Here is a 23,043-nt window from a genome sequence, read left to right as displayed (position 1 = left end):
TGTCCATTTTCCGGAACTGTAACTTTCAAAGGTTCTTTCTATTGGTTGTTTACACATGCCTTACCTAATGAACCATTTCCTGGTTTATTAAAATCCATATCTGATTCAATTGTTGTCGTAAGAATATAATCATTAGGTACATTGCCTTTGCTAAGATAATCCCACTTCCAATTATTACTCTGAACTTGACTTATATAATTTAATTCGGTAGGTTTACACGCTGAAAAATCATAATATAACTTTTCACCTTTTGGGATAATACCATCCTTTGCACCTACTGCATTAACTGTTGAAACAGTGCCGATAAGCATTGTTGACAGAAGCATCATTACCGCAAGGATGACGGAAACAGTGCTTCTGCCTAAATGAGAATTTTTGTTTTCATAAATATTACCTCCATAACCGAATATTTTGGTTTTGGTTAGGTTCGGGGTCGACCTTTACCGCCTGACCAACGGTGAAATATAATCGGCAAAGCCACGGGATTTTGTTGTTAATTTACAAAAAGTGCCGTGTCTTTAGCTAAAAAATGTGTCCTTGAGCTTGTTTCAGTCAAAATGTGAACACTAACCCATATTTTTTATAGTAGATTGTACCATTTTAGATTGATTTTTTCAATTAGGTTGCAATAATTTTATTGTGTTTGTTTAATGTGATAGTTTTGTGTTTGTTTTTACATTCAGTTTTGCCGTTTTGACAAGATATTTTTATGTTATGCACAAGTTATGGTGCGTTTTTTGTAGAATTCGTCTATATATCGGTGTTTTTAATTATTCCGATTAAGAAATTGTTATGCCGTGTGTTACAAATTTAATAATGTTATTTTGCTGAAAGTTCAATATTTGAATGTTGTACAGTAACATTGTAAAATCAGTTTGACGGAAAATTTTCCGCCTTTGCGTGACGGCAGTCCGACGGAGACAGCTACGGGTAACCGTGCATAGTTTAATATACAAATAAAAATGCCCGACTGCGGTGTCGGGCATTTTGTTTGAGATTATATGATTTTGATTATTTATCCTTACTTAAAAGCATACGGTCGTTTTCAAGCTTTGAACCGCTTGCTTTTTCAAACATCTCGAGTAGGTGTTCAACCGTAAGATTTTTCTTTTCTTCGCCTGAGATATCGAGGATAATTTTGCCGTCACTCATCATAATAAGACGGTTGCCGTGAGTAATTGCATCATGCATATTATGAGTTACCATAAGTGCCGTAAGGTTGTTTTCGGCAATAATTTTGTCTGAAAGCTCAAGCACCTTTGCGGCTGTTTTCGGGTCAAGGGCTGCTGTATGCTCGTCAAGCAGGAGAAGCTTTGGCTTTTTGATTGTTGCCATAAGGAGTGTTATTGCCTGACGCTGACCGCCAGAGAGAAGTCCTACTTTTGAGGACATTCTGTCCTCAAGTCCGAGGTCGAACTCTGCAAGCATCTGACGGTAACGGAATCTTTCGTCAGCCTTTACACCCCACGAAAGTCCTCTTTTTTTGCCTCGTCTTGCGGCAATTGCGAGGTTTTCTATAATTTCCATATCGGCTACCGTGCCTGTCATCGGGTCCTGAAATACTCTGCCGAGGTACGGCGCTCTTTTATGCTCGGGCAATGCGGAAATATCCTTGCCGTCAATGAGAATCTGACCGCAGTCAACAGGCCACACGCCTGCAATTGCGTTGAGTGTTGTTGATTTGCCTGCACCGTTACCGCCGATTACCGTACAAAAATCGCCGTCATTGAGGGTGAGATTAACTCCGCAGAGTGCCTGTTTTTCGTTTACTGTGCCTTTATTAAAGGTTTTCCATACATTCTTGATTTCAAGCATTCTTAACCCTCCTTCTGTGCGTTTTTAGCATTCATTTTTGCAACTTTCTTGAATGAAGTCTTTCTCTTTTTCTGGAGATACGGAACTGCAAGGAAGATTGCAACGATAATTGCCGTGAAGAGCTTTGTATCGTCTGTCGGCATCTTGAGCCAGAGGACGATGCCCATTGCGATATAATAAAGAATACCGCCGACAATTACAAAGACCATTCTGATGATGAAATTCATGTGCTTGCGGAAAATTGCCTCACCGAGAACTTCACCGATGATTACAGCGGCAAGACCGATTACGATTGCGCCTCTGCCCATGTTGATATCCGCAAAACCCTGATACTGAGCAAAAAGTGAACCCGAAAGTGCAACGAGTCCGTTTGAAAGTGCAAGAGCAATTACCTTTGTGAAATTGATGTTAATGCCCTGTGCCTTGCTCATTGCAGGGTTTGAGCCTGTTGAACGGATTGTTGAACCCTGTTCCGTGCCGAAATACCAATACATTGCGGCAATTACAACGGCACAAATTCCAAGACCTACGAGAATTGCCATATTTATATTACTTGCAGAAACAACAAGCGTATAGTTTCTGTAGCTGATTGGGAGGTTTGATTTTCCCATAATATTCAGGTTAATTGAATAAAGAGCAATCTGTGTGAGAATACCTGCGAGAATGTCGGGGATTCCGAGAAGCGTGTGAAGAAGTCCCGTTACAAGACCTGCCGCAAGACCTGCAAGGATTGCTACGATGATTGTTGCCCAAACGGGACAGCCGTTGATGAGCATAACTGCGGTTACTGCACCGCCTGTTGCAAATGAACCGTCAACGCTGAGGTCGGCAAAGTTCAAAAGCTTAAAGGTGAGAAATACACCGAGTCCCATAAGTCCCCAGATTATACCCTGAGCAATATTACCCGGAAGTGCGGATAAAAAGCTCATTGGATTAAGAGAACCGAAGTAGTTTGCTAAAAAATCCATAAAAACCACCTATACATAAAATATCGGGGTGTCGCTTGCACGGCACCCCTGCCAATATTATTTTTCTGAATATGAATTATTCTGCTTTGATTTCTGTGTAACCGTCGGGAACTTTGATTCCGTATGTGTCACAACGATCTTTGATATATTCTTTTGTTACATTCGGAGCAGCCTCAACCTTCATCTTTGTGATGTCCTCACCCTTTACAAGAATGTTGTAAGCCATTTCGCCTGTTTTTCTGCCGAGTTCGTCATAGCTGATTGAAAGTGTTGCAACACCGCAGCCCTTGCAGATGCCTTCTTCGCCGGCAACAATAGGAGTTTTTGCGGCTGTGGCAACATTGTCGATGATACCTGTGTTAGATGCCGCTGTGTTATCTGTCGGAATGTAAAGAACATCGCTCTCGTCACAGGCAGTCTTTGCAACTGCGGCAACATCATTTGAATCTGCAAATGAATATGATTTTACAGTATAGCCTGCATCCTTGAAATAAGGAGTGATTGTATCGCACTGATACTTTGAGTTAGCCTCAGCCGAGCAGTAGAGAATTCCGACATTCTTTGCATCGGGGAAAAGCTCCTTGAGCATAGCCGCCTGCTGATCAAGCGGAGCAAGGTCTGTTGTACCCGAAACATTCATACCCGAAACGCCGTTCCAATCAGACTTGTCAAGCGCTGTGCCGTAGTCTGTGATTGAGGTACCGAGAACCGGAATATTCGGTGTTGCTGTGTATGCTGCCTGAAGTGCGGCAGTACCATTACCGAGAATAAGGTCATAGTTTGAAGAAACAAACTGGTTACAGATTGTAGCGCAGGTTGCGGAATCACCCTGAGCGTTCTGCTCGTCAAACTTTACATTGTCTGCACCGAGTTTCTCAGTAAGATAATCTTTAAAGCCTTTTGTTGCGGCATCAAGAGCCTCATGCTGAACAAGCTGACAGATACCGATATTGTAAACCTTACCGTCCGTGCCTGAATTATCTGCCTTTGAGCTTTCTGCAGAACCGCCGCATCCTGCAAATGCGAGTGACATGGAAGCCGCCGCAAGAGCAACTGCGACAATTTTTTTAGCTTTTTTCATTTTAATTTCCTCCTAAGCTTTCAGCACTTTCACGCTGTAAAGCATCATATACTTCTGCACTTTTATGCAATAAAGTGTTTTAACAACATAAATTATAATACAAAAAAACGAAATTTTCAATAGCTTTCACTACTTTTTATTACAAATAACTGAAATAAAAGTTTGTTTTTGGTTATTTTGCCACCACATTTTCGTCACCAAGCTGATATTTGAGTTCTTTTATCATTACAGGATTGATATCAACCCACATTGACGAGGGGGCTTTCACCTTTCTTTTAGTGTCGGTAAGATAGAAAATAACAGGCGTTCTGCCGTCAAAAATATCAAGAACACGCTTTGCACGGTTGTATTTGTCGGTATTGAGGTCATCAATACGCAAATACAACGCATAAGGCTTTTGTGTATCATTTTTCACGGCTTGCATCTGATAATTTTGCGAAAAATGTTCTGTGTTTTTCATTGCAACAGGGTTATTTTTGCAATCCTCGTTTGTACGGGCAGACGCTATGGAATCGCAGATGATTTTCGGCTCTTCGTTTTCTTTTAAATTGACAGTTCCACGGAACAGCAACGCACCGCCTGCACCGAGGAGTGCGGAATATTTTTCATATACATTCGGGAAAATCACGATTTCAAGCATTCCGTATCTGTCCTCGGCATTGACAAAAGCCATAATCCTGTTATTTTTTGTAAGCTGGGTTTTCAGCTTTGCAACTATGCAGACAAGGCTGACTTTTTTCCCGTCAAAATACATACCGCTGTCATTATTGATTATATCGCCCGTTTTGTCGGCATGGATTGCTTTTGAAAAAGTTGTGTATTCATCGAGCGGATGACCGCTGAGATACATTCCCGCAATTTCGTTTTCCATATGCAAAAGTTCAGAAACGGGAAATTCGGGCAAATCGGGAATTTTAGGCTTTGATGATTGAGCATCAACTTCTGCGTCATCAAAAAACGACATCTGACCGCCCGCATTTCTTCTGCTTTCATACTCAACATCGTCAAGAACGGTTTTACTGATTGCGAGCAATTGTCTGCGATTTGCTCCGAGTCCGTCAAATGCACCGCATTTTATCAGACTTTCAATTGCTCTGCTGTTCATATTTCTGCCGTAGAGCCTTTTGCAGAAATCAAAGAAATCTTCATAAGGATTGTTTATGCGCTCCGAGATGATTTCATCTATGAAATTTCTGCCGAGATTTTTAACGGCAAGAAGTCCGTAACGGATATCGTTTCCGCTGACTGTAAAATGAAGATTGCTTTCGTTGACATTAGGCGGTAATACACGGATTCCGAGCCGTTTGCACTCAGTAATATATGACGCAAGTTTATTTTGATTATCAAGAACACTTGAAAGCAGAGCCGCCATATATTCACGGGGATAGTGGCATTTGAGCCATGCAGTTTTGTAGGAAATGTTGGCATATGCCGCCGCATGGGATTTGTTGAAAGCGTAGTGTGCAAAGCTTTCCATTTCATCATAAACGGAAATTGCCGTTTTTTCATCAACCCCACGGCGAATGCATCCTTCAACTATGATATTGCCGTCATCATCAGTAAGACCGTGAATGAATATTTCACGCTCCGACTCCATTACGGCAAGTTTTTTCTTGCTCATTGCACGGCGCACTATGTCTGCTCTGCCGAGACTGTAGCCTGCAAGCGTTCTGAAAATCTGCATAACCTGTTCCTGATAAATTATGCAACCGCTTGTAACTCCGAGAATTTCCTTTAAAAGCGGATGTTTGTAACGAATATGCGACGGATTGTGACGACAGTCAATATAAGCGGGAATGCTGTCCATAGGTCCGGGACGATAGAGAGCCGTAACAGCTATAAGATCCTCAATTCGCTCCGGTTTTAGCTGAGTGAGAACATTTTTCATTCCTTGGCTTTCAAACTGAAACACACCCTCCGTGTATCCTTTTGAAAACATTTCAAAAACTTTTTTATCATTTTCATCGACCATATCGGGATTATAGTCGGGATTTTTATGTTTTATCTGCTTTTCTGCATCATTGATTACGGTTAAGTTTCTGAGCCCGAGGAAGTCCATTTTTAAAAGACCGAGTTCTTCAAGTGCCGTCATGGTGAACTGTGTTACAACATTATCGTCATTTTTTGACAGCGGAACATAGTCGCTGACGGGCTTATCGGTGATTACAACTCCTGCGGCGTGCATTGTTGCGTGACGGGGCATTCCCTCAATGCTCATTGCAACATCAAGCAGTTTTTTTATCTGCGGATCGTTATTGCAGCGACTTCTCAGATCGGGACTCAGTTTCAGCGCTTCCTCGATTGTCATATCATGTTCCATAGGAACAAGCTTTGCAACAGAATCTACTGTCGCATACGGAATTTCAAGCACCCTTCCGACATCTCGGATTGCACCTCTTGCCGCCATTGTACCGAACGAAATTATCTGTGCAACATGATCTTCGCCGTATTTACGCACAACATAGTCGATAACCTCTCCCCTGCGTTCCTTACAAAAATCGACATCAAAATCGGGCATACTGACTCTTTCGGGATTGAGAAATCTTTCAAAAAGAAGATTGTACTTTATCGGATCGATTGCGGTTATGCCTATGCAGTAGGCACAAAGTGAACCTGCACCCGAGCCTCTGCCGGGTCCGACAGGAATTTGGCATGATTTTGCGTAGCTTACAAAGTCATTTACAATGAGGTAGTAATCTACAAAACCCATTTGCGACACCGTGTTGATTTCATATTCAAGTCGGTCAATCAGAGCTTTGTCGGGATTCTCGCCATAGTGTTTATAAAGCCCCTCATAGCATTTTCTTCTGAAATAATGCAGATGATCTTCATTATTAGGAACATCAAATCTCGGAAGCTTGCGTACACCGAATTCAAAATCCACATTGCACATATCGGCAATTTTCTGTGTATTGTCGATTGCTTCGGGGTAACTTGCAAACACCTCACGCATTTCATCTTCTGTTTTAAGATAAAATTCCGAAGTTTTGAACTCCATTCTGTCGCTGTCATTGACTGTTCGGTTGGTCTGAATACAGAGAAGAATATTGTGAACCGTGCTGTCCTGTTTTTCGATATAGTGACAATCGTTTGTTGCAACAATGTCAACACCGATTTCACGGGCAATTTTTATAAGGCTTGGAATTATCCTTTTCTGTTCCTCAATTCCGTGGTCTTGAAGCTCTATAAAAAAGTTCTCACTCCCGAATATATCACGGTAAAATTCTGCCTTTGACTTTGCACCGGCATAATCACCGTCAAGGAGCTTTTGAGGAATTTCACCCGCCAGACAGGCAGAGAGGCAGACTAAGCCCTCATGATACTCGGCAAGGAGTTCATCATCAATTCTCGGCTTTGTATAGAATCCCTCCGTAAAACCCTTTGACACAAGCTTGATAAGATTCTGATAGCCTGTATGATTTTTGCAGAGCAGAACCATATGATAGTATTTTCCGTAGGATGTGGTCTTGTCAAAACGGCTTTGCGGTGCAACATACACTTCACAGCCGATTATCGGCTTTATACCCTGCTTTTTGCATTCCTTATAAAAATCGACTGCACCGTACATTACACCGTGGTCGGTGATTGCGAGTGCAGTCATTCCTTTTTCCTTTGCGGCTTTTGCAAGTCTGCTCAGACGGCAGGCACCGTCAAGCAGACTGTATTCTGTATGAAGATGTAAATGTGTAAATGCCATTTTACTCACCTGTTGCTTTTGCCTTTATTTCACCGTCTGAAAAACGGAGTGTAAATTCATCTCCGCTGTTCAGCATTTTTGCGGAATTTACCGCCTTACCGTCTTTTTCGGCAATCGAATAACCTCTTGAAAGAATTTTAACGGGGTTGAGTCCTTCAAGTTTAGCGGCTGTCTTTGTGATATCGGCTATTTTTTTATTTATTGTTTCCTGAACAAAATGCTGTATTTTCGTTTTGCAAAGTTCAAGAGATTTTTCATATTCAAAAATTCTCTGTTGTGGTGATACAACGGACAGTCTTGTTTTTAATTCTGTAAGAGCATTATATTCCTGCCTTAATTTCAATGTTGCCATTGACGAAACATACTGCTTTTGCGATTTATAGTAATCGACAAGCTCCGCAGTATCGGGAACTGCAAGCTCTGCCGCCGCAGACGGAGTCGGCGCTCTGAGATCGGATACAAAGTCACAGATTGTAAAATCGGTTTCATGACCGACAGCGGAAATTACGGGAATTTTACAGTTGTAGATTGCATAGGCAAGGTTTTCATCATTAAATGCCCACAAATCTTCAATTGAACCGCCGCCCCTGCCGATTATGATAACATCACAGGCGTTGTATTTATCAAGTTTCTGTACGGCGTCAATAAGTTGGGCTGAAGCATTCTCGCCCTGAACAAGTACGGGACACATAATTATGTCGGCAAACGGAAATCTTCTTGAAAGAATGTTGCGAATATCCTGAACTGCCGCACCTGTGGGAGAAGTAATTACACCGATTGAATTCGGAAACGGCGGAATTTTCTTCTTATGTTCGGGAGCAAAAAGTCCTTTTTCGGCAAGCGACTTTTTAAGTTGTTCATAAGCAAGCGAAAGCGCACCTATGCCGTCGGGCTGCATATCTTCAATATAAAGCTGATACTGACCTGTGGGTTCATAGACTGCAACTCTGCCACGGCAGATTACTTTCATTCCGTCGGTCGGTCTGAACTTTAAATTACGGGCATTGCCGGCAAACATTACGGCTCTTATAACGGATTTTTCGTCTTTGATTGAAAGGTAGATGTGTCCGCTTCTGTAGTGGTCGGTAAGGTTTGAAATTTCACCCGTAACAAAGACAAAATTCAGCCTTGCGTCATTTTCAATAATTGACTTTATATAGAAATTCAGTTGTGAAACACTTAAAACTCGTGGTTTGCTAAACTCGGGTGTGTACATCGTTATACTTCCTGTATCCTAAATATGCAATTCCTGCCGAGTTATCTGCCGAAAACTGCGGCGGTGCGAATATTGCATTGTATTTTTCTTCAAAAGAATTTTTTATTATTTGATTTGACATTACTCCGCCTGCAAAGAGCAATGGAAGTTCTCCGTATTTTTCAAGCAGTCGCTTGGTCATTTCGGACAAGGTCTGTTCAATATATTTAAGACAGAATGCCGAAACATATTCGGGAGATTTGCCTTCGACAATCAGCTTTTTAGAAAGATTTTCAACTCCGCTCAGGCAACAATCGCAACCTTTGAGAGTTGGTTTCACCTTGATTTTTTCTGTATTTTTAAGGGCAAGCTGTTCAAGCTGAGGACCGCACGGAAATTTTAAACCGAGCATAAGTCCTGTGCGGTCAATCGCCTGTCCTGCATTAAGGTCGAGTGTGTGTGCCGCAAGTTCAACGGAAAAGCCCGTGCCGAAGCCCTTGGCAAATACTGCCTCGGTTGTTCCTCCGCTGACATGGAAAGCGATAAACTGCTTATCAAACAGATCTGTCCTCTGCGAGCCAAACAGCGCCGCCGAGATGTGTCCCTCCTGATGCGAAAAGGTGTAGAGAGGGATTTTCATTGCGGAAGATAAAATTTTTGCCGTGTTCTCTCCAACGGTGAAACACGGCATATATGAGCCGTCAACAGGTCTTGGACGGCTTGACGCCGCAATTGCGGCTATTTTGCTTGTATCAACATCTTTCAAAAGTTCTTCAATAAGCGTGTGCAGCTGTGCTGTGTGGTGAAACACAGCGTCACTCTGACGAAGTCCGAGCTGACCTTCTTTTACGGGAAGAAGTTTTTTCTGCTGAACCATTTCGCCCGTTTTGCTGTCGTAAAGGGCGGTTGATGTTGTGTAATTTGAAGTGTCAATTCCGAGAAAAAGGCTCATATCACTTCTCCGACTTTCCCGAAAATTCACGGGAATATGTGCCGAGAATACCGTTTACAAATTTGCTCTCGTCAATTGTATATTTCTTGGCAAGTTCAACAGCCTCGTTGATTGAAACGCTCTGCGGAACATTGTCGAGATACTTCATCTCATAGATTGCAAGGCGAAGAATAGCAAGCGACGGCTTTGAAATTCTTGAAAGAGTCCAGCCCTTTTTCAGGTGGCTTGCAATGATTTCGTCAATCTCCTCATGCTTGTCCTCAATGCCGGAAACTACAGCCTGAGCATATGCGCAAACACCGCCTATAAACATTTCAGAATTATCATCTATTGTTTCTTCAAGAGGCTCATCGTCAAAAGACTTTGAGAACAAAAGCATAAAAGCCTGCTCTCTCGACTCACTTCTTGTAAGATTAACCTCTTCCTCAAAAATATCATTAACTTCAATATCATTAGTTACATTGTTCATTTCATTATCCATATTAAGCCCAACTTTTCGTTAAATTAATTTAATAAAGGTAGTTATTATCATCAAGATTATACCATAACTGAAATTGAATGTAAATAAGAATTGACAAAGATATCTGTGACAAATCATTTGAATTTCGGAAATTTCTTTCTGAATAACTCTTCAATAATTTTAGTGCTCTCATCACAGCCGAATGTATCGGACTTTATGCACAAATCGTAGTTATCTGCATTGCCCCATTCGGAAGATGTAAAGTATTTGCAATGGTCGGCTCTTTCACGGTTTACCTTTCTGACCTTTTTAAGAGCATCGTTTACGGAAAGATTATCCCTTTCGGAAATTCTCTCTGCCTCGGTATTTTCATCGGCTGATACAAATACATTGAATGTATGCTTTTTGTTTTTGAGAATCTCGTTTGCAAGTCTGCCGACTATTACGCAGGATTCATTCTGTGAAATGGTTTTTATTACATTTTTTTCACGGTTAAAAAGGCTTTCGACATTCGGCATATTTGCGGTATCAAGCGGTCCGCCGTACCACGCAAAGAAATCGTGAAGTAAAGGATTTTTAATTGTCTGTTCATTCTTTTCAATAAAATCAGGAGAATAGCCGCTCTTCTCAACAACAAGTTTTATCAGCTCGTTATCGTAATACTTAAACCCAAGACTTTCGGCAAGTGCCTTTGCAATCTGTCTGCCGCCGCTGCCGTATTCCCTTGACACGGTGATTACATATGTAGGATTCTGCTCATCATCAGTTTTTTCATCAACCTGAACGGACGGAGTCTTTTTAAGAAGTTTATCTCTGTATTTTCCGAAAGCTTTGTTGATAATGCCGAGAATAAATCCGACAAGAAATGCCGCAATTACTGTTCCTGCACCGACACTGCCAAGGCTGTGAATCATAATCAGACAAGCCGCTGCCGACACTACCACCATAGTGATATCAAAACCCATTTTTATCTTTGAAAATTCGATTTTTGTAACCTGTGAAACAGCAGACATTACACCCTCGCCTGCGAGCGGAATAACATCGGCAGGAAGATACAGAAAAATTCCGACTGCGACAATAACGGAGCTTGCAAGCACCATTAAGATTCTGACAATAAGATTATCGGGTGTCGGAAAGAATGATGCAAGGTAGTTGCAGAATGTTGTAAAATAGCCGAAGATAACGCCTACGGGAATCTGCAAAAGGGTTATTAATTTAAAGTTTTTGCGAAGTAACAAAAACTGAATGAACACAAGAACAATGTGGAATATGATTGTTGCCTTGCCCATTTCTATGCCCCATATGCAGGTCATTGTGTATGGGATTGAGCTTACGGGAGATACACCGAGATTTGATTTTACCGAAAGTGCAATTCCGATTGTCATTATAAAAAGACCGATAAAATACATCGGCAATCTGATTTTCATATTTTTTAAATTCATTACATAACTTCCTTTTCAAAATGCTTTGTCATATTTTCATACACTTTTGCAAGCAGACTTTGGAACACTTCCGTTTCTTCTTCTGAAAAGCCGTCTGTTGCAATACTTTCTACGCTGTCAAATTTTTCATTGAGATATCGGACATACTCTTTTCCCTTATCGGTGAGAAAAACATAGAGTGACCTTCTGTCGCCGCCAAGAGATTTCCTTGCGATATAGCCTTTGGTTTCCATACCACGCAAAATCACGGTTATGGACGCAGGCTCAATGTGACAGCCTGCCGCAATATCCTTTTGTACACAGCCGTTATGGTCTTTTAGGTAATCGAGTATTTTCGGCTGACCCAATGTAAGTCCCGATTCTTTGATACTGCCGAGAAGTGCCTTTTGCACAAGCATATGGTCAGACATCAGCAGATAGTGAATTGACTCTTTCATACACAACCCTCTCTTTAATAGTTTTAATTCTAATTGTTATAATTCTAATTATATATCCGTTTAAATCGATTGACAAGTTTCCGGAAAAATTTCAGCCTATTGCGCAGTATTCTTTGTGAACATAGGAATATTTTTATGCATAAAAAAAGCAGAGGACACTATGCCCTCTGCTAATTTCATGCCCCTATTACCGATATATCGTCATAATCAACCTCATAATGAGTAACCACGGCATCGTCAATAATCAGAACAGATGTATCGTCAAGCTGAGATTTCGGAACAATTACCGACACACCTTGATCGCTTATATAGCAAAGGCATTCTGAAAATCCTTTGGCTTTGACAATACTTTCAATGCTGTCCTGAATTGTAAAGGTTTTTAGAAGCTCTTCAACATTCTTTTCAGCCTCGCTTTTGTCGGCATCAGACGAGCTTTCAAGATTGAAAATTTCTTTTGCATCATCAATTATTTTATCCTGAGTTGCCTGCCGCTTTGTCCTTTCGGCTGAAAAATAGCTTTTGCTCTCGTTTGAAAGTGCCGCCGTCTGCTGTACCTCATCATCCGACGCCGAAGCGGTTGCACTGACATATGATGCCGCTCCGAGTTCTTTGGCACTTTTGGGAGTTTTTGCCCCCGAAAGCTGCCAGTTTATGTACACAGCCGCTGAAAGTGCAAGCACAAGTGATGCAAAAACGATATATTTTTTCTTAGATTTCATATTACTCCCGACCTTTATTCTGATAATTTTGTAATACATACTTTTGCTGTTGAAATATCAAGCGCTTTTGTGACTGCATCGGTGACACGCTCAACCACAACAGGATCATCACCGCCTTCACACACTACAAGCACTCCTCTTATCAAAGGTTCAATTTCCTTTGTTTTGGTGGTGCTGTTGTCAAGATAAACATATTCAACGGAATTTTCCATTGTGAGCAAAACTTCCGTCTTGCCTGCTCCCTGAATTTTTGAAATCACCGTCTGCAAATCATTTTCTATTTTTGTGCTGTATGTTTTTACGGAAAATGCTTCATCTCCTTTTCCTGATGTCAAAGAACCGAAATCAACCCAGTTTGAAAGAAATATTAAACCAATACCGATAAGACCGACAACGATTATGATATTTCTTATTTTTTTACTGTCGAGCATTGGTTTCAGCTTTGAACTTGTTTTGTCTTCCATAATTCACTCCGTCATAATGTTTGGTGTAATTCCGAAATTGTCATAAACAATTGACGATACAAGATTTGTGTACCGAACAAATTCTTTGTCTATATATATGCTGATTGACGCTATGATTATGCCGTTGTTTTCAACTCTGCTCAAAATTATGTCACACGATTTGATTGTTATATTATTCTGTAAAAGAAGATTTTTTAATGCAGTTTCAAGATTTATCTCCGTCTGCTTTATAACAGCATTGCTGTATGCCTCATCATCTGTCGATATTTCTTTAACAGAATTTTGCTTTTCCTCAATATCGGTATTAAATGACGATACGGCACTTTTTACGGGAACAACCATACAGCAGATAATAAAAGCTCCTAAAACAAGGCTGATGATTTTCTTTGTACTGCCATCTGTAACAAAGGTCTGAACAAGCGAGCATATTAACGCAGACGCACACATTACAACAACAACCGTAAAAAGTCCGCTCATGATGAACCTCCGCCAAGCATAATTACCGCCGCCGTTGAAAGAATGTAAATTGACATAATGCACAGCAAAACGGCTATGAGAGTTGAAAAGACAGACGATATGTTTTCAAGCAGTTTTGCCGGACCGTTTAGATTGAGAACCTCTGCCGTTGATTTGCCGATCCAAAGGGTTAACATCCACATTACTCCCTGCAAAATCACTGGCATAAACACAATTGTAACGGACAAAATCACTATTATTCCTATTCCCGATTTCAAAAGTCCGATACTGCCCTGAACTACCTTGTAGGCATCCGAAAGTGCCGAACCGACTATCGGGATAAATGAATTGAGGGTAAACCTTACAGCACGGGTTGAAACATTGTCAACCGAAACGCTTATAAGCTGTCTGAATGTCAGAACGGCTGTGAAGATTGTCATAGCAAAGCCCAAAAGCCACTTTACGCTCTTTGAAATCATTGACATAAAACCGCTGAGATTTACGGACGGCGACACGGATGATGTTATTGACAGACCGAGGAACATATTGAGCAGAGGAACGATTATTTTTGATGAAAGCTGTGACACACCCTCCCCTGCCCCTATCATAACGGCATAGTATGATGCCGAACCTGCCACAGAACCCGAGCTTGCCATAATTACAGCCATAACAGGAACATAGGCAAGCATTATATTTGATGCGGTGCAGATTACCGAACCCGTTGATGCGATGACTCCGACAGCGGGGACTACTGCGGCACAGGTTATACAGAGCGTTGCGGTTATATTCAACGAGTTTGAAATATCGCAGGAGAGCGAACCGTTGTAGGCGCTGATTACGGAACAGAGCAAAAGCAGGGCGGTTATATTGACAAGACCTTTGAGCGGTGAAGAAATGTTGCCGAGTGCAAGCGAGAGAATTTCGCCCATTACATTTTCAAAAGACAGGTTGGCAAGCTTTGAAAAATCCCCCAAATCAACGCCCATATTCTGAAGGCTTTGCTTTATATCGTCGGACAGCGAATCAAAAACATTTGACATATCATAAATCATTTCACCTTCTTCAGCGTTTGCACAAACGCATGAAAGGGCGATAAGCACAAACACGACAGTAATTATTACAACACTTTTTTTCACTTCTTCACCTCAATTGCCTGCAAGTGACAACACGGTTTTTAAAATATCCGAATAAAGCGGAAGTGCCGTTACCGTAACCATAATTTTTCCTGCAAGTGAAACATTTGACGCAAGCGACTGACTGCCCGAATCCTTGCAGGTATTCACGGCGAACTCGGTGACAAGGCATATTCCGATTGATTTCAGCAGAATTACTATGTAGTCAATGCTTATTCCCGATGAGGCTATGATTTGATTGATTGTTGTAACGATAGCCGAAATCTGAGTAAGCACGCCGATTAAAATAATAACGGAACAGCTTATACCGAGCATAACGGAAATTTCCGCATTTTTCGGTTTGAGCATTACGCAGATTATTACGGTCACAACGGCAAGCACGGAAATTGACAGAATATTCATATTAAAAACCGAAAAGCTGTTTTATTGTGTTGAACAGAGTGCTGATTTGCGTTATTATCAGCGTTAACACAACTATAAGTCCGGCAAGCGAGGTCAGCATTGCCTGCTCCTCTCGACCGCTTCGTATGAGAAGTTGGGTAAGAACCGCAACAATTATGCCGACAGCGGCAATTTTGAAAATAAGCTCAACATCCATTACTACCTCTAAATCATCATAAGGGCGATTGCACTTCCTGCAAAAAATCCCATTGTTTTATATAGCTTTGATTTTTTTGTTATGGCATCAAGGGCTGATGAAAGCTGTTTTGAAAATGACACCTCGTAGAGTTCAAGATGTTTTAACTGCCCCTCCGTATCGGTTTTTCCGAGCTGACCTCCGAAATCGTTCAGCATTGAAATGTCGGATTTTGAAAGCGGTATTTCAGAAGATAATTGTTTTACCCTTTCAAGCCACAATTCGTCAAAAGGTCTGTTACATTCTGAAAAAAGCAATAAATCAAGGCTTGAGTTTTCTGCACAGGAATTAACCAGAGTGAAGATATCATCACCGTTGTAGCGAAGATTTGTTGCAAGCAATGATATAAATTCCGTGAATGATTTCAGAAAATCTCTGCGTTTGTATAACCTACCCGACAAAACAAAACCTATCATTGTACCCGTGCAGACAACAAGCAAACATCCTATGAGTTTAAACGGCAAAGTTGTCACCTACCTGCGATATTTTCACAATTTCACCTGCGTGGGTTCGATTTGACAGAAACACAAGTGTTTGAAATGCACCCGTTTTCATGAGTGAAACCATGTTTGCTTTCTGTTTCAGTTCGTATTCATTTGCACAATGTGTTGATGAAATTATCCGAACTCCGCAGTTGACCGACTTTTCAACGGCATAGATATCTTCTTTTGAGCCTATTTCATCGCAGATAACAATTTCGGGTGCCATACTGCGGATTGCGTGAAGCATTGCCTCGCTCTTGTTGTATGAATCATAGACATCGCACATTCCGATATCATTCTGAAATTTACCCGATGCCGTACCTGCAAGCTCTCCTCTTTCATCAATCAGGGCAACATTCTTCTTACCCTTGGTTGACAGAAGTCTTGCAAGGTCACGAAGTACGGTTGTTTTTCCGCTGCAAGGTGCTCCGCATATGAGAACACCTCCCGAAACGGCAATTATCTTATTATAAAGAGAATCCGCACAACCCTTATGCTCCCTTGCTATGCGGACATTGATTGAGGTTATGTCACGGATATTCACAATTTTTCCGTTGTTTACGACCGCTGTTCCGCAGATTCCTGCCCTGTGACCGCCGTACATTGTGACAAAGCCGTTTACAATTTCGTTCTGTCTGTTATACACGGAGTAGTTGCAAATGTTGTTGAAGGTATCGACAATATCGGCTTTTGACACAACAAGCATTGCACCGTCAAGGATTGTATTGCTAAGTCCGCCGTTTTGCGTTAGGTAGTATGTATTGTCGGGACAGACAAGTGCAAGCGGTCGTGAAAGTCTCAATCTGATTTCCTGAACCGAATCGGCTAATTTAGGTGCAAGCGGTAAAAGTCTGCGTGAAATATTCTTGCAAAGGCAGTTGAGTGCCGCCGTAAATCTCTTTTCGTTTTGTTCAGCAAGCATATTTTAAATTCCTCCCAAAAGAGTTTGTACAATAAATACTATGCAGACAAGCACAGTCATATGTCAAAAGGGCAAAAAAAATCCCCCGACATAAATCGGAGGATTGAAAATTGTTTTATTTGCTTTTTATTTCACTAAAGATAGCAGCATATTCTTCGTTAGTGTAATCACCTGTAAAATTAATATTGCCGTCAGTAATTTCAACATTTATATACGGGTTTGAAACCGTCTTTCCGTTAATAACAAACCGAACAGCAGAACCGATATTATTTTTAGTGTAGTCTGCAAACTTATCAGTTCCGTCAGCTGTAAGCTTCATATTTAACACCATACCGTTAATATCATCAAGCAAACACACATACTCGATTTGAGAGGACTCAATAATAACTTTGTTTTCGTCTTCATTATCACGGATTTCTACATTGGTCGGATTATAAATTTTCGGCAATTCAGCATTTGATGTCTGAACTGTTTCATTAACCGAGGTTGAAACCTGAGTAGTTGTATTTTCAGCAGAAGTATCGTTACTTTTTACATTTCCGCTGCAAGCAGATAATGCAACAGCAAGTAAAGTTACAACAGCTAAAATCAAATATTTTTTCATTTTAAGTACCCCTTTCATTATAATTATATAACAACATAAACAGTGTCAAGTATTTATTGTAACTATTTCATTGACAGCATTTCTTTTAATTCTTCTTCGGAAATTATTGCAACGCCTAAGGTTTGGGCTTTGGTTAGTTTACTGCCGGCATCTTCGCCTGCCAAGACATATGAAGTCTTTTTTGAAACTGATGAGCTTGTTTTGCCGCCGTTCTGTTCAATGAGTTTTGATGCTTCACTTCTTGTCATTGTGGGAAGTGTGCCTGTGAGGACAAAGGTTTTGCCCTCAAAAAGACCGCCTGTATTTTTCGGCTGTGACGGTTTCATTTTTAATCCGAGCGATTTAAGGTCTGCAATAAGCTCCTTTGTGCCGTCAAGTGAAAAATAATTTTCAAGGCTTTCTGCCATAACAGCACCGAAACCGTCTATTTTTTCAAAATCCTCAGCCTTTGCGCTCATAATATCGTCAATTGTTGCAAAATTTTCGCAGATTATCTTTGCGGCTTTAAGACCTATGTTACGGATTCCGAGAGCAAAAACAAGTCTGAAAAGTTCGTTTTCTTTTGATTTTTCTATTGAAGAAATAAGATTCTGAGCAGACTTTTCAGCCTTGCGTTCAAGGCTTGAAATATCTTCTGCTTTAAGTCTGTAGAGGTCGGCAGGAGATTTTACAAGTCCTTCATCTGAAAGCTGTTCAAGAATTGCAGGACCGAGTCCGTCAATATCCATTGCGTCACGGCTTACAAAGTGAATAAGATGTCTTGTCAGCTGTGCGGGACAGTCTGTGTTTGTACAACGGATTGCCGCCTCGCCCTCATCGTGTGTAACAGGGTTACCGCAAGACGGGCATACGGACGGAAATTCAAACGGCACGGCATTTTCAGCGTGTTCCTTAACTGACAGAACTTCGGGAATAATCTCGCCTGCTTTTCTGATTATAACCGTATCTCCTACGCAAATACCTTTTTCATCTATAAAATCTTTATTGTGGAGTGTGGCACGGCTTACTGTTGTTCCTGCAAGAAGTATGGGTTCAAAGTTGCCTACAGGAGTAAGCACACCTGTTCTGCCGACATTGATTTCGATATTGAGGAGTTTAGTAGGCTTCTCCTCGGGAGGATATTTATATGCCTCCGCCCATTTGGGATATTTTGCGGTACTGCCGAGAAGTCGGCGGCTTGCAAAGCTGTCAACCTTGACAACAGCGCCGTCAATTGCATAATCAAGCTCTCCACGCATATTTCCTATGCGCTCAATTTCCTCAATCACCTCGTCAACATTATCGTAAACGCTGTAAAATGCAGTCGGAAAGCCGAGTTCCGTAAGATAGTCAAGCCCCTGAATATGGCTTTCAATCGTCATTCCTCTGATTTGCTGGATATTGAACACGAATATATCAAGACTTCTCTGAGCGGTTATTTTTGCATTTTTCTGACGAAGTGATCCTGCGGCGGCATTTCGTGGATTTTTAAAGGTTTTTTCCTCGTTTTCTTCCTGTCTGCGAGTGAGTGCATCAAACGAATTGAACGACATATACACCTCACCACGAACCTCGAGATATTCGGGTGCATTCGGAATACGCTTTGGCAGACTCTTAATTGTCATAAGATTTTCGGTTACATCTTCACCTACAGAGCCGTCGCCACGGGTTGAACCTCTTACAAAAACACCGTTTTCATATTCGCACGATACGGAAAGACCGTCAAATTTAGGTTCAACAACATAGCGTACATTCGGCACGGTTTCTCGCACTCTTGCGTCAAATTCACGAAGCTCTTCGTGTGAAAAACTATCGTGAAGGCTTTCCATTACAACCTCATGAGTAACGGGAGAAAACTTTTCTCCTGCATTACCTCCGACACGGTTTGTCGGTGACATAGGAGATTTGAGTGACGGAAATTCCTTTTCGATATTCTCAAGTTCACGCATGAGCATATCGTAATCGTAGTCGGAGATTTCCGGCTCATCCTGATTGTAGTAAAGGTTGTTGTGGTATTCAAGCTGTTTTGTAAGCTCTTGGGCACGATTCTGAGCTGTTATAAAATCCATTTTGGTTTCCCCATATCATAAATTTATCGGTAAAATAAGTATCTGCACCTGTGTTTAAAATATTACCTGTTATTAACCTGTGAAGTTCCTTTTTCACGGAGGAAGGTTGATTCAAGGTCTGCAAGGTGAAGCTTTACGGCAAGCGGATACTTGTCATATGCCTGACTGATTGTGTTGCTGTTTTTGTCACCGAATTCACCCATATGCCAACGAATTGCCATAGCCTCATCAATTTTAAGGTGCATTTTGCGTTCAATGAGAAAAACAGACTTTTCACCGTGACCGTAGGGAAACTGATCTTCAATTGCATAATACGGAACTTTTTCCCACTGACCAGTTTTTTCATTCTTAACATTTCTGCTTGAAACCTTGTAGAACTGAGCCTTGCACAAATCGTGAAGAAGTCCGCAGATTGCAAAACTTTCAATATTGTCGGTTTCTTCATCATAGTGCTTTTCCATCATTGTATTGAACACGCTGACGGAGTGCATTACAAGACCGTTTTCACAGGCACAATGATATTTTGAACTTGCAGGGGCGGTAAAAAAATCGGTTCTTTTGAGCCATTCCAAAAGCTCGTCAGCACCCTGTCTTGTGATATATTTGTTGTAGATTTCAATAAATTCTTCCTGCGGCGTCATATTAATCCTCCTCATATTATTGTATTTTTAAAAAGGCAACAGCAGATAATCTGCCGTTGCCCTGCATTAAAAGTTCAAAAGATTTACTTTGCTGAAGTTGTAGCTGTTTCCGTAGCCGCCTCGGTTACTGGTGCTGTAGTTTTTGCCGAATCGTCATCCTTTGTATAGAGAATGTCATTAAGCTTGAGTCCGTTGCTCTCTACGGAATAAGCAACATCCATTTCAACTTCATCTGTGTAATAGTACTTGATGATGATTGTGCCGTTCTTGATTAAGTAAGTACCGTCAACATTGAGTGCGTCTGACTGGTTGATTTCAACAGTACCATCATCATTGAACTTGTATGTCATCTTAGCGTAACCGTTATCATAAGTCCATGAACCTGTGATTTTCTTGTCAGCCTTGAAGTCCTTATCAACCTTCAATTCAGGCTTAACCTCTGAACCTGACTTGAGTTTCACCTTGTTGGCAGCAGTTGAAGTTGAAAGCTCAAGAGTTCTGCCGGAGAACATATTACCCGAAACAGCGTAGTTACAGCTTGTTTCATTGCCGTTAAGCGTCATGGCAAGTGTCTGATTACCCGAATCATCTGTTGAAACCGTGTATGTACCGTTCCAAACCATTGAACCGATTCTGTAATTGAGAGTATTGTCACCGTTAAATGTGTAGTAAACATCAACCTTTAACGCCTCGTCGGATGATGCTGAATTGCCTGTTACATCAACTGATTCAATCCATGTTCCTACAATGCTTGTATCAAAAAATCCTTTGATTACGAAAAGAGTAGCTGCTGCAACCGCAACAATTACGATACCTATAATGATAGGAAGCTGAATAATACTCTTTTTCTTTGGCTGCGGAGCAATCACGCCGTTTTCGTTTGCAGGTTCTGTTTCAGCAAAAGACATTTCTTCGCTTTCTGTGGGCTCATCTGCAACGAATGTTGTATTTTCTGTTGTTTCTGCTGTTGTATCTGTGTTGGTATTCTCTGCCTCATTTTCAGAAGTGAGGATTTCTTTATTCTCGTCCAACTGTGATACCTCCTTAAATTTAGTCATCGCTTTCTATCATACTATAAATATGAAAGAAAATCAACTGTTTTTTATGCCGTTAAAATGTAATGAAAATTATTTAAAATACATATAAAGTTCGCATTTAAGCGTTCCGTTATAAAGTTTGCGGCGTTTGTCAGCCTTTCTGCCGAAGATTTTTTCAAAATCGTCATCGGGACTTATAACGGTGTAGCTTTTACCCTTCATTCTTTTAAAATGTTCACCCATAACTGCATACAGCTTTTCAGCTGATTTTACATCAAGTAATCGTTCACCGTATGGCGGATTTGTGATGATTGTCTGAAAACCGTCCTCAAGTTCAAAATCTTTAATATCACGGTTTGCAAATGTTATTCTGTCGGCAACTCCTGCAATTTCTGCGTTTTTCTTTGCGATTGCAAGGGCTGAATCATCTATATCGTAACCTGTTGCCCTGAATGTTGCGTCGTGTCTTATTTTCTGTCTTGCATTTTCTCTTGCTGTTTCAAAAACATCTTTCGGAACACAATTCCAATGTTCACAGGCAAAATAACGGTTAAGTCCCGGAGCAATGTTAAGTGCTTTCATAGCCGCCTCAATAAGAATTGTACCGCTGCCGCACATAGGATCGGTTACAAAGTGGTTTGCCCTTACTCTTGAAAGGTCAACCATAGCGGCGGCAAGTGTTTCTTTTATAGGAGCATCATTTGAATCGGCACGATATCCACGCTTGTGAAGTCCTGCGCCCGAAGTGTCAAGCATAATACTTACCTTGTTGCGAAGAATGAGAAACTGAATCTGATGCGGAGCACCTGTTTCATCAAACCACGGGAGCATATATTTTTGTGAAAGGCGGTCTGCAACTGCCTTTTTAACGATTTTCTGACAATCGGGAACGCTCATAAGGTCGGAATCAAGACATCTTCCCTTTACGGGAAAAGCCTCGGAAATTCCGATATAATCCTCCCACGGGATTGCCTTTACACCCTCGAACAAATCGTCAAAGGTGTGAACCTCAAATTCTGCAAGAAGAATGAGTATTCGCTCCGCATAACGGGAATTTATATTTGCAAGTGCAAGTGTTGACCAATCGCCTGTAAAGGTAACTCTGCCGTTTTCGGCATTGACATTTTCAACACCGAGATATCTCAGCTCATTTGCACAAAGACCTTCAAGACCGAAAATGCATGGAGCGGAAAATTTCATAGTCATATTTATCTCCTGTTTTATTGATACACAAATTCTATTAAGACTGAAAGACAAAAAAACAGGGTATCGGAATAACCGATACCCCTTGCTTTTAAAAAATTAATCGGTTGTCGGCTCGAGCACACCATAGTTGCCGTCTGCACGCTTGTAAACAACATTGATTTCATCTGTCTCGGAATTGATAAACATAAAGAAGTTATGGTTTACCATATTCATTTCAAGAATAGCCTCATCAACCGAAATCGGTTTTACAAGAACATGTTTTTTACGAACTACGCTGTATTCATCGTCCTCCGGTTCATCAGTCTGAGCTGCTTCCGTGATTAAATCTTCAATACCGGCGGATTTAATTTTCTTTTCAAGCCTCGTTTTATTCTTACGAATCTGACGCATAAGAATGTCGCAAACCTTGTCAAGAGCGTCATTCATTTCGGGCATTGTGCTTTCGGCACGATAAATCATACCGTTGTCACGGATTGTAATTTCAACAGTCTGACGGTTCTTTTCGAGGGTGACAACTACATTGACAGAAGCATCCTCTGAGAAAATACGATTAAACTTTGAAAGCTTTTTCTCGCATCTTTCCTTAAAGTTATCTCTGAGGTTGACTTTTCTTGCTGTGTAGGTGATTTTCATAAAATCTGCCTCCC

The 23,043-nt window shown here is 41.1% G+C and carries 24 protein-coding genes; all 24 read right to left on the bottom strand.

What is annotated here, in order from left to right:
* Positions 1–38: 38 nt before the first annotated feature.
* The gene (locus tag AC2HW8_RS05095) at positions 39–329 is read right to left on the bottom strand and encodes a hypothetical protein (protein WP_046433773.1); all 291 of its coding nucleotides are present in this window, start codon (positions 327–329) and stop codon (positions 39–41) included.
* 682 nt (positions 330–1,011) lie between these two features.
* Positions 1,012–1,815, bottom strand: a complete 804-nt coding sequence (locus tag AC2HW8_RS05090; protein WP_021884199.1) for an ABC transporter ATP-binding protein — start codon at positions 1,813–1,815, stop codon at positions 1,012–1,014.
* Between the two features lie 2 nt (positions 1,816–1,817).
* On the bottom strand, positions 1,818–2,783 hold the full coding sequence (locus AC2HW8_RS05085) for an ABC transporter permease (RefSeq protein WP_015524019.1): 966 nt from the start codon (positions 2,781–2,783) through the stop codon (positions 1,818–1,820).
* Positions 2,784–2,859: 76 nt separating this feature from the next.
* The gene (locus tag AC2HW8_RS05080; RefSeq protein ID WP_304002781.1) at positions 2,860–3,864 is read right to left on the bottom strand and encodes an ABC transporter substrate-binding protein; all 1,005 of its coding nucleotides are present in this window, start codon (positions 3,862–3,864) and stop codon (positions 2,860–2,862) included.
* A gap of 172 nt (positions 3,865–4,036) precedes the next feature.
* Positions 4,037–7,561: a DNA polymerase III subunit alpha gene (locus AC2HW8_RS05075; protein ID WP_484327229.1), complete on the bottom strand. Its 3,525-nt coding sequence runs from the start codon at positions 7,559–7,561 to the stop codon at positions 4,037–4,039.
* Position 7,562: 1 nt separating this feature from the next.
* Positions 7,563–8,777 (bottom strand): exodeoxyribonuclease VII large subunit, encoded by a 1,215-nt coding sequence (gene xseA / locus AC2HW8_RS05070; RefSeq protein ID WP_484327228.1) that lies wholly within the window; start codon positions 8,775–8,777, stop codon positions 7,563–7,565.
* On the bottom strand, positions 8,758–9,708 hold the full coding sequence (locus AC2HW8_RS05065) for a tRNA (adenosine(37)-N6)-threonylcarbamoyltransferase complex transferase subunit TsaD (RefSeq protein ID WP_118101988.1): 951 nt from the start codon (positions 9,706–9,708) through the stop codon (positions 8,758–8,760). The genes xseA and AC2HW8_RS05065 overlap by 20 nt, the downstream gene beginning before the upstream one ends.
* A gap of 1 nt (position 9,709) precedes the next feature.
* On the bottom strand, positions 9,710–10,189 hold the full coding sequence (nusB, locus tag AC2HW8_RS05060; RefSeq protein WP_117967456.1) for a transcription antitermination factor NusB: 480 nt from the start codon (positions 10,187–10,189) through the stop codon (positions 9,710–9,712).
* A 113-nt stretch (positions 10,190–10,302) separates the two neighbouring features.
* Entirely contained in the window at positions 10,303–11,610 is a 1,308-nt protein-coding gene (locus AC2HW8_RS05055) for a cytidylate kinase family protein (RefSeq protein ID WP_117519584.1), read from the bottom strand.
* Positions 11,610–12,047 (bottom strand): MarR family winged helix-turn-helix transcriptional regulator, encoded by a 438-nt coding sequence (locus tag AC2HW8_RS05050; protein WP_046432206.1) that lies wholly within the window; start codon positions 12,045–12,047, stop codon positions 11,610–11,612. The genes AC2HW8_RS05055 and AC2HW8_RS05050 overlap by 1 nt, the downstream gene beginning before the upstream one ends.
* Positions 12,048–12,223: 176 nt before the next feature.
* Positions 12,224–12,766, bottom strand: coding sequence for a SpoIIIAH-like family protein (locus AC2HW8_RS05045; RefSeq protein WP_046432207.1), 543 nt, complete (start codon positions 12,764–12,766; stop codon positions 12,224–12,226).
* Positions 12,767–12,780: 14 nt separating this feature from the next.
* Complete coding sequence (locus AC2HW8_RS05040) at positions 12,781–13,230, bottom strand: hypothetical protein (protein WP_484327227.1); 450 nt, start codon at positions 13,228–13,230, stop codon at positions 12,781–12,783.
* A gap of 3 nt (positions 13,231–13,233) precedes the next feature.
* A complete protein-coding gene (locus tag AC2HW8_RS05035) occupies positions 13,234–13,707 on the bottom strand; it encodes a stage III sporulation protein AF (protein WP_118101989.1) in 474 nt (157 codons plus the stop codon).
* Positions 13,704–14,822, bottom strand: coding sequence for a stage III sporulation protein AE (locus AC2HW8_RS05030; protein ID WP_303786449.1), 1,119 nt, complete (start codon positions 14,820–14,822; stop codon positions 13,704–13,706). The genes AC2HW8_RS05035 and AC2HW8_RS05030 overlap by 4 nt, the downstream gene beginning before the upstream one ends.
* Positions 14,823–14,831: 9 nt before the next feature.
* Entirely contained in the window at positions 14,832–15,221 is a 390-nt protein-coding gene (locus AC2HW8_RS05025) for a SpoIIIAC/SpoIIIAD family protein (RefSeq protein WP_484327226.1), read from the bottom strand.
* A gap of 1 nt (position 15,222) precedes the next feature.
* Positions 15,223–15,417: a stage III sporulation protein AC gene (gene spoIIIAC / locus AC2HW8_RS05020; RefSeq protein WP_015524029.1), complete on the bottom strand. Its 195-nt coding sequence runs from the start codon at positions 15,415–15,417 to the stop codon at positions 15,223–15,225.
* A gap of 8 nt (positions 15,418–15,425) precedes the next feature.
* Entirely contained in the window at positions 15,426–15,920 is a 495-nt protein-coding gene (locus AC2HW8_RS05015) for a stage III sporulation protein AB (RefSeq protein ID WP_484327225.1), read from the bottom strand.
* Positions 15,910–16,860: a Flp pilus assembly complex ATPase component TadA gene (locus AC2HW8_RS05010; RefSeq protein ID WP_117847451.1), complete on the bottom strand. Its 951-nt coding sequence runs from the start codon at positions 16,858–16,860 to the stop codon at positions 15,910–15,912. The genes AC2HW8_RS05015 and AC2HW8_RS05010 overlap by 11 nt, the downstream gene beginning before the upstream one ends.
* A gap of 115 nt (positions 16,861–16,975) precedes the next feature.
* Positions 16,976–17,464, bottom strand: a complete 489-nt coding sequence (locus AC2HW8_RS05005) for a SecDF P1 head subdomain-containing protein (protein ID WP_302455997.1) — start codon at positions 17,462–17,464, stop codon at positions 16,976–16,978.
* Between the two features lie 62 nt (positions 17,465–17,526).
* Positions 17,527–19,512, bottom strand: coding sequence for an NAD-dependent DNA ligase LigA (ligA, locus tag AC2HW8_RS05000; RefSeq protein WP_484327224.1), 1,986 nt, complete (start codon positions 19,510–19,512; stop codon positions 17,527–17,529).
* A gap of 62 nt (positions 19,513–19,574) precedes the next feature.
* Positions 19,575–20,153 (bottom strand): hypothetical protein, encoded by a 579-nt coding sequence (locus AC2HW8_RS04995; protein WP_015524032.1) that lies wholly within the window; start codon positions 20,151–20,153, stop codon positions 19,575–19,577.
* 83 nt (positions 20,154–20,236) lie between these two features.
* Positions 20,237–21,184, bottom strand: a complete 948-nt coding sequence (locus tag AC2HW8_RS04990) for a hypothetical protein (RefSeq protein ID WP_484327223.1) — start codon at positions 21,182–21,184, stop codon at positions 20,237–20,239.
* 96 nt (positions 21,185–21,280) lie between these two features.
* Positions 21,281–22,396, bottom strand: a complete 1,116-nt coding sequence (locus AC2HW8_RS04985; RefSeq protein ID WP_021884184.1) for a THUMP domain-containing class I SAM-dependent RNA methyltransferase — start codon at positions 22,394–22,396, stop codon at positions 21,281–21,283.
* A gap of 96 nt (positions 22,397–22,492) precedes the next feature.
* Positions 22,493–23,029: a ribosome hibernation-promoting factor, HPF/YfiA family gene (gene hpf, locus AC2HW8_RS04980; RefSeq protein WP_015524034.1), complete on the bottom strand. Its 537-nt coding sequence runs from the start codon at positions 23,027–23,029 to the stop codon at positions 22,493–22,495.
* Positions 23,030–23,043 lie beyond the last annotated feature (14 nt).

The organism is Ruminococcoides sp. (assembly GCF_057037865.1).
Note: the sequence above shows the minus strand (reverse complement) of the source record. Positions and strands in the feature narration are given on the sequence as shown.

What these genes read in the sequence shown, in the direction of transcription:
- AC2HW8_RS05040 (WP_484327227.1), bottom strand. Translation starts at nt 13,230, where the DNA reads ATGGAAGACAAAACAAGTTCAAAGCTGAAACCAATGCTCGACAGTAAA.
- AC2HW8_RS04995 (WP_015524032.1), bottom strand. Translation starts at nt 20,153, where the DNA reads ATGACGCCGCAGGAAGAATTTATTGAAATCTACAACAAATATATCACA.
- AC2HW8_RS05035 (WP_118101989.1), bottom strand. Translation starts at nt 13,707, where the DNA reads ATGAGCGGACTTTTTACGGTTGTTGTTGTAATGTGTGCGTCTGCGTTA.
- spoIIIAC (WP_015524029.1), bottom strand. Translation starts at nt 15,417, where the DNA reads ATGGATGTTGAGCTTATTTTCAAAATTGCCGCTGTCGGCATAATTGTT.
- nusB (WP_117967456.1), bottom strand. Translation starts at nt 10,189, where the DNA reads ATGGATAATGAAATGAACAATGTAACTAATGATATTGAAGTTAATGAT.
- hpf (WP_015524034.1), bottom strand. Translation starts at nt 23,029, where the DNA reads ATGAAAATCACCTACACAGCAAGAAAAGTCAACCTCAGAGATAACTTT.
- AC2HW8_RS05025 (WP_484327226.1), bottom strand. Translation starts at nt 15,221, where the DNA reads ATGAATATTCTGTCAATTTCCGTGCTTGCCGTTGTGACCGTAATAATC.
- AC2HW8_RS05055 (WP_117519584.1), bottom strand. Translation starts at nt 11,610, where the DNA reads ATGAATTTAAAAAATATGAAAATCAGATTGCCGATGTATTTTATCGGT.
- AC2HW8_RS05095 (WP_046433773.1), bottom strand. Translation starts at nt 329, where the DNA reads ATGATGCTTCTGTCAACAATGCTTATCGGCACTGTTTCAACAGTTAAT.
- AC2HW8_RS05080 (WP_304002781.1), bottom strand. Translation starts at nt 3,864, where the DNA reads ATGAAAAAAGCTAAAAAAATTGTCGCAGTTGCTCTTGCGGCGGCTTCC.
- AC2HW8_RS04985 (WP_021884184.1), bottom strand. Translation starts at nt 22,396, where the DNA reads ATGACTATGAAATTTTCCGCTCCATGCATTTTCGGTCTTGAAGGTCTT.
- AC2HW8_RS05075 (WP_484327229.1), bottom strand. Translation starts at nt 7,561, where the DNA reads ATGGCATTTACACATTTACATCTTCATACAGAATACAGTCTGCTTGAC.
- AC2HW8_RS05005 (WP_302455997.1), bottom strand. Translation starts at nt 17,464, where the DNA reads ATGAAAAAATATTTGATTTTAGCTGTTGTAACTTTACTTGCTGTTGCA.
- ligA (WP_484327224.1), bottom strand. Translation starts at nt 19,512, where the DNA reads ATGGATTTTATAACAGCTCAGAATCGTGCCCAAGAGCTTACAAAACAG.
- xseA (WP_484327228.1), bottom strand. Translation starts at nt 8,777, where the DNA reads ATGTACACACCCGAGTTTAGCAAACCACGAGTTTTAAGTGTTTCACAA.
- AC2HW8_RS05010 (WP_117847451.1), bottom strand. Translation starts at nt 16,860, where the DNA reads ATGCTTGCTGAACAAAACGAAAAGAGATTTACGGCGGCACTCAACTGC.
- AC2HW8_RS05090 (WP_021884199.1), bottom strand. Translation starts at nt 1,815, where the DNA reads ATGCTTGAAATCAAGAATGTATGGAAAACCTTTAATAAAGGCACAGTA.
- AC2HW8_RS05085 (WP_015524019.1), bottom strand. Translation starts at nt 2,783, where the DNA reads ATGGATTTTTTAGCAAACTACTTCGGTTCTCTTAATCCAATGAGCTTT.
- AC2HW8_RS05045 (WP_046432207.1), bottom strand. Translation starts at nt 12,766, where the DNA reads ATGAAATCTAAGAAAAAATATATCGTTTTTGCATCACTTGTGCTTGCA.
- AC2HW8_RS05065 (WP_118101988.1), bottom strand. Translation starts at nt 9,708, where the DNA reads ATGAGCCTTTTTCTCGGAATTGACACTTCAAATTACACAACATCAACC.
- AC2HW8_RS05050 (WP_046432206.1), bottom strand. Translation starts at nt 12,047, where the DNA reads ATGAAAGAGTCAATTCACTATCTGCTGATGTCTGACCATATGCTTGTG.